The sequence below is a fragment of the Hyalangium sp. genome, assembly GCF_035629615.1.
Lineage (GTDB): Bacteria > Myxococcota > Myxococcia > Myxococcales > Myxococcaceae > Hyalangium.
This window is the reverse complement of the sequence record NZ_DASPHO010000889.1, coordinates 1-2,394: the sequence shown is the minus strand read 5'-3', so window position 1 is coordinate 2,394 and position 2,394 is coordinate 1. Positions and strand designations below refer to the sequence as shown.

The window sequence follows — 2,394 nt, the reverse complement described above, 5'->3', positions numbered from 1 at the left end:
GACGGTGCCCGGCTTCGCGCGGATCAGCTGCTCCTGGATCTTCTTGTAGAAGTCCGTGTCGGCGCGGATTGGCTCCTCCTTCTTGCAGCCGGTGACCAGGACGGCGGCGGCCAGGGCCGTGGCGAGCAGCGACGTGGAACGCCCGCCACGCTGCGCCACGGGATGGGGAGTCATTGCCATGGGAGCCTCACCAGGTCGTGTCGTCAGAGCCATCCACGGAGGCAGGAGCCGGGAGGTTGTTGCTCATGGCGGTGGTGACGATCGAGGCCGTGGCTGCCTTCAGGGAATCTCCCAGCGAGGCGACGTGCACCTGGGCGGTGTCGGAGGCCCAGAGAGGCACGTTCGTGGGCACCAGCACCGTCACCTGGAAGGAGGTGCTCTCACCCACGGCGAGAGGCCCCACCGAGACCGGCGCCCAGGTGCGCCAGGCCGCGTCCACCGACACCTGGAACGAGTCTGGCATGTTGCCCTGGTTGGTGGCGCTCAGCGTGTACGTGACGAGCTGCCCCCGAAGCCCTTGCGTGCCCGTGGAGTCCGGCGTCACGCCCACGGCGCGGGTGGGCAGCTGGACGGTGAGGAAGAGGGCGCTGGGAGGACCCCAGGCGCCCGAGGCATCCCGGCTCTCCACGAAGATCGTATGACGGCCGGGTGCCAGTCCGTTGGTATTCACGTTGGCGATGAGTGCCTCCACCGTCGAGGAGAAGACACCGTCGACCGCGCCCATGGAGAAGACAGGCGTCCCCGGGACCCAGGAGGGCTGATCCACTGAGTAGCGCGCGGCGGTGATGGGATGGCTCGGCTCGGCTCCGCCAATGGCGCCGAAGCGGGTGTCATCCGCCGTGGCCCGCAGGCGGGAGGGCGTGCCCTGGATGACGGTGGAGGGCGTCAAGGTGAGCAACCGGGAGTCCGGGCCGTGCGAGAGCTGGTAGGGGCGGCGCGCCACCTTGAAGGCGTACATCAGCGCGGGGAGGTTTCTGGGGAGCACATCCGACTCGAAGGCGCTGCAGCTCTCGAAGAAGTCGTTGCCCATCTCGATGGTGTACGAGGCCACGCCCAGCTCGCCGTAGGCATAGTCATCCGTGCCTCCAGCGGCCTCGTACAGGCAGGTGGACACCTGGCACGCCTCGTAGTTGTTGAAGAAGCTCATCCGCTTGCCCAGGGCTCGCAGCCCGGCGAGGTTGGGCACAGGGGAGGAGCTGTCACCCCAGGGGAACAGCACCAGCTCGGAGTAGCTGTGCAACGTGATCATGACGCCCGCCGTGTCGTCCGGCGCGGCGTCCCCGCGGTTGGGCCCCCGCCGATCCGGGAACAGGGAGCGGATGTAGCTCTCGAGCGCCATCGTCTCAGGCTCGCTGGCCGGCCCTGTGCCCCTGTACGTCTGAGTGCAGGGGCTGGAGCTGGAGCCCGACCCACCCCACCCAAAGGTGCTGTTGCGGTTGAGGTCCACGCCGTACTGGCTGCTGGAGGTGGGCGGGTTGGAGCAGGTCTGACTGGCAGTGCCGGGGTTGCGGTTCTTGCGCTGGAGATAGCCTTGCTCGGCGATCTTGCGTCCATCCGGGTTCGAGTGGGTGACGATGTGGACCTCGGAGTGGTCCAGCATCCAGGTGATGTCTGGATCGACGTTGTAGCCGTTCACCAGCTGCTCGGCGAAGCGGGTCGCCGTCTCCGCGGTGGTGTACTCGCGCGCGTGGATGGCGGCCATGAGGAAGAAGCGAGGCTTGGGGCCCGGGATGGACTTGTTCGTCAGCACCAGCGCGAACAGGTCGTAGCCCGGCGGGCCGAGCCGCGTCACCTTGTCCCAGCTGTTGCCGATATCCACCCACTCGGCGATGTCCGAGTGGGCGGCGGCGAGCTGCGCCAGGTCGGCATACGTCTCCTCCACCGTGCGGTAGCAGGAGAATGCGGGGATGCCCAGGGTCCGCTCATCGAGCGCGGGGCGAGGCGCGTTGACGGCCCGCGTGGCGGCCTCGTTGATCTCCACCCGGTAGCCGCGCTCCTGCAGCGCCACCGCGTTCTCCGGCGTGAGCAGGAGCGCCACGAAGCCCTCCTTGCGATCCACCTTCTCCAGCGAGTCGTACTCGCTGACCAGGGCGTTGAGGTCCGCGCGATCCCGGTAGTACACGTGGGACACCAGCTCCTGGGGGCGCTGCTCGGCCTCCAGTGAGTGGGTGAGCAGCGCCAGCGAGGTGGTTGCCTCGTCCGTCTCCGAGCAGGCGCTCCCGAGGAGCAGGGCGAGCGCGGTCAGGCTGGCGCGGAGCCGCGGCGAGGTGGTGCGAGAAGTCGTGGGTGACATGGGCTCTCCTGGCCGGGGAGGGCCCGGCGAGGCTCCTGTCATCGCAGAGGAGAGGAGAGGTTGTCGAGGGTGGCTGGCCGGTCAGAAGATGTGGCCGATGT

Annotated in this window: 2 protein-coding genes; both read right to left on the bottom strand. The window is 68.3% G+C overall.

Features of this window, described 5'->3' with window-relative positions; translation table 11 throughout:
• Nucleotides 1–180 (bottom strand): hypothetical protein (locus tag VD972_RS44420; RefSeq protein WP_324996035.1); only part of this gene is annotated, 180 nt, incomplete at its 3' end.
• Nucleotides 181–187: 7 nt separating this feature from the next.
• On the bottom strand, nucleotides 188–2,293 hold the full coding sequence (locus VD972_RS44415) for a M14 family zinc carboxypeptidase (protein WP_324996033.1): 2,106 nt from the start codon (nucleotides 2,291–2,293) through the stop codon (nucleotides 188–190).
• Between the last annotated feature and the right edge of the window lie 101 nt (nucleotides 2,294–2,394).

Excerpts from the sequence above, each read along its gene's own strand:
- VD972_RS44415 (WP_324996033.1), bottom strand. The coding sequence starts at position 2,293 with ATGTCACCCACGACTTCTCGCACCACCTCGCCGCGGCTCCGCGCCAGC.